At 44.7% G+C, this 3,347-nt stretch carries 4 protein-coding genes; 1 reads left to right on the forward strand and 3 read right to left on the reverse strand.

Annotated features, from left to right (window positions below):
* Together AB4653_RS22875 and AB4653_RS22880 are read right to left on the reverse strand one after the other, a co-directional pair.
* A partial coding sequence (locus tag AB4653_RS22875; RefSeq protein WP_372105401.1) for a methyltransferase occupies window positions 1–657 on the reverse strand: 657 nt, incomplete at its 3' end.
* Window positions 658–767: 110 nt separating this feature from the next.
* Window positions 768–1,853, reverse strand: coding sequence for an AI-2E family transporter (locus tag AB4653_RS22880; RefSeq protein WP_009847558.1), 1,086 nt, complete (start codon window positions 1,851–1,853; stop codon window positions 768–770).
* Between the two features lie 76 nt (window positions 1,854–1,929).
* On the opposite strand from AB4653_RS22880, the gene AB4653_RS22885 reads away from it, so the two are divergent.
* Window positions 1,930–2,055, forward strand: coding sequence for a hypothetical protein (locus AB4653_RS22885; protein WP_009847557.1), 126 nt, complete (start codon window positions 1,930–1,932; stop codon window positions 2,053–2,055).
* A 140-nt stretch (window positions 2,056–2,195) separates the two neighbouring features.
* Here AB4653_RS22885 and hemL read toward each other — a convergent pair.
* The coding region (gene hemL, locus AB4653_RS22890) for a glutamate-1-semialdehyde 2,1-aminomutase (protein ID WP_372105402.1) at window positions 2,196–3,347 on the reverse strand (1,152 nt) is incomplete at its 5' end.

Here is a 3,347-nt window from a genome sequence, read left to right on the forward strand (position 1 = left end):
TGCCATTACCGCGCCCAATACGCCTGCACCACAACCGAAATCCAGTACTTTACCTTTCAGTTTTGGCAGGGTATCAAGTAATAGTTGGCTACCAACATCAAATTGACCATGACTGAAGACGCCTGGAAGACTTTTCACGGTCAGTGATTGCTCACCAATGTTAACCGTGTAGGTTTTAAACCAGTCTTGTAGGTTGAAGGCTGGTGGTTGCTCGAAGCATTGACCCCAGTAGAAAGAACAACGACGCGCTGAATCGTATTTCACGACTTTTCCGTAAGGAGCAAACATCTTCTCGATACTTTTAACACCAGAACGATTTTCGCCAACTACGACAATCTCGGTATCTTTACCTAACTTGGCAAATAACATCGCCAACAGAAATTCCGCTTCCGCTTTGGCCTTTGGCCAGTACAGCATCACTAAGTCGGCTTTGGTCTCTTCGGTAAACTCCGCACCATAAAAACGTTGGATGGTGCTGCAGCCTTCTAATTGACGGTAGTAGCTGTAATTAGAAGTAAACACGGTGACTGATTCACAATGTTTCGCTAATTCAACAGGGAATAAGTCTTCTGCCTCACCTGCAACTAAAACATGTTTGCCTTCAAAGTAGGCGAGTTGACGTTGAGCAATTTGGCTTGGGGCAATATAAGCTGACATAGGACACTCTATTGAATCGTTAGCAAAAAATGAGGGCGGATTTTCGCATAATCCGCCCAAAGCTTGAAGTGTTTAATACGGGTTCGGCAACCAAGTTGCTGAACAGTTGATCAACTCTTGTCTTGCTGGTTTAAAAAGTCTTTAAACTCTTCATCGTAAATATTGAAAAGAACGATAGTAATAGCAAAGATCAGTGGGCCGTAGATAAGACCAATTAGGCCAAAAAGTTGAATACCACCCAACAGTGAGAAGAAGATCATTAGGGTATTCATGCCTGCACTACCTTGCATCAGCAGCGGGCGCAGTAGGTTGTCAATTGAGCCAACAATCGCGACACAGTAAACCGTTAGGAAAATTGCCCACGTGGTATCACCGGTTAGGAATAAGTAGGTTGCGGCTGGGATCCAGATTAGAGCGGTACCGACCACGGGGATGAAAGAGGCAAAGCCCATCATAGTGCCCCAGAACAACCCAGGGAAACCAGCAATCCACATACCTAAACCACCCGCAAAACCTTGCGCTATTGCGGTTAAGAATGAGCCCATAACGGCAGACTTAGAAACTTGCTCAATCTCAGTGAGGAGCTTGTCTTCTTGGCTACGAGATAGCGGAAGAATATGACGAACCACACTGATGATTTTGTCGTGATCTCTTAATAAGAAGAACAGAACAAACAGCATCAAGAAGAAATCCATTAAGAAGTTGGTCGCATCACCAAGGATTTTCGCACTGATACCAACCAGTTTAGAACCAAAACTTGTCGCGAATTCTCCGACTTTCTGTGCGATGGCTTGGGGCTCAATGTTGTCGAAAGGCAGGTAGTTATTCACAAACGACAGCGCTTTGACCACAAGTGGGTGTGCAAACAGAGTCTGAATACCGCCGTGTGTCACCCATTGGTACGTGTTCTGAGAGAACAGAGAGCCTTGCTGAACAATTGCTGCAAATACTGCCAATAAAGGGATAACAATAATGAAAGTCAGGATCACACAAGAAAGTAGAGAGACTACGTTCTCTTTATTCGGTATCTTCTTTTCAAGCCATTCGTGAATTGGAAACATCAGCAACGAGATGATGAATGCCATTACTATGGAATTTACATAAGGCTCGATAAGCAAGTAACAAGCATAAGCCGCCGCAAGTAGGGCAATGATGATCACCCAGTGGCTGGTGTTGATTTTGAGTTTTTCTGACACGTTAATGGTCTCTATATTTGCGTTCTGAGTTTATAATGGCTGCAAAACAGAGAGTTAGCAATGAGGAGTTTTGATAATGGGATGCTGTAATAAAGATAAGAAATGCCAAGACGAAGAACAGCAAATAAAAAAAGAGATCCCTTGGTTCAGAATGTTCCTAGGTACGCTGATGTTGTTGGTTTTTCTTTTCTGGGAACGTTAGACGTTTTTCGTTAGGTTTTCGAATAAATTGACGGGTAATTAAGCGGAAATACTCGAGTTTAATTTAGTCGATGCATTAAAAAGGGCTGCGTTAATGCAGCCCTAAATTCAATCGGTTAGCTACTTATAAAGTGCTTTCGATTATTTGCTTTCAGCAGCAATGATCGCAAGAGATCGGTCAGCAGCTTCTAGTGTTGCATCCAGTTCTTTTGAACCATGAGCAAGAGAAGTAAAGCTTGCTTCGAATGCTGAAGGTGCAAGGTAAACACCGTGATCTAACATTAGATGGAAGAAGCGCTTGAAGCGTTCTACATCACACTTAGTTACATCTTCGTAGCACGTCACCGTTTCTTGGTCTGTGAAGAAGAAACCAAACATACCGCCAACTTGGTGAACTAGCATAGGGATGCCGTGCTTGTCAGCAAGTTGCTTGAAGCCATTTGCCAACTGCTTAGTTTTAGACGCTAGACGCTTTTCGTTGCCTTCTTCTCTTAGAAGATTCAAACATGCGTAGCCAGCAGCCATTGCAACAGGGTTACCTGAAAGCGTACCTGCTTGGTAAACAGGCCCCGTTGGTGCGATGTATTGCATCACGTCTTTACGACCACCAAAAGCACCCACTGGCATGCCGCCGCCAATCACTTTACCAAGACACGTTAGGTCTGGCTTGATGTTGTAGTAAGCCTGAGCACAACCTTCAGCAACGCGGAAACCTGTCATTACTTCATCAAAGATTAGCAATGCACCTTCTTGATCACAGATCTCACGTAGACCTTCGTGGAAGCCTTCTACTGGTGGGATACAGTTCATGTTGCCCGCGACAGGCTCAACGATGATACACGCGATCTCACCTTTGTTTGCTGCGAAGATTTCACGTACTGAATCTAGATTATTGAAAGTTGCAGTTAGCGTTAGTTTCGCAAAATCAGCCGGTACGCCTGGAGAGCTTGGTTGACCTAAAGTCAGTGCGCCAGAACCTGCTTTTACAAGTAGGCTGTCTGCGTGACCGTGGTAACAACCTTCAAACTTAAGGATTTTGTCACGACCAGTAAAGCCACGAGCGAGACGAATCGCACTCATTGTTGCTTCTGTACCTGAGCTCACCATACGCAGCTGTTCCATTGATGGAACCATCTCAGATACAAGTTCAGCCATCTTGATTTCAGTTTCGGTTGGAGCACCAAAGCTAAGGCCGCGTTGAGCTGCTGCAGTAACAGCGTCACGAATAACAACGTGGTTGTGACCAAGGATCATTGGACCCCAAGAGCCAACGTAATCGATATATGCTTTACC

Source organism: Vibrio sp. 10N.222.48.A3 (assembly GCF_041475345.1).
Classification (GTDB): domain Bacteria; phylum Pseudomonadota; class Gammaproteobacteria; order Enterobacterales; family Vibrionaceae; genus Vibrio; species Vibrio tasmaniensis_A.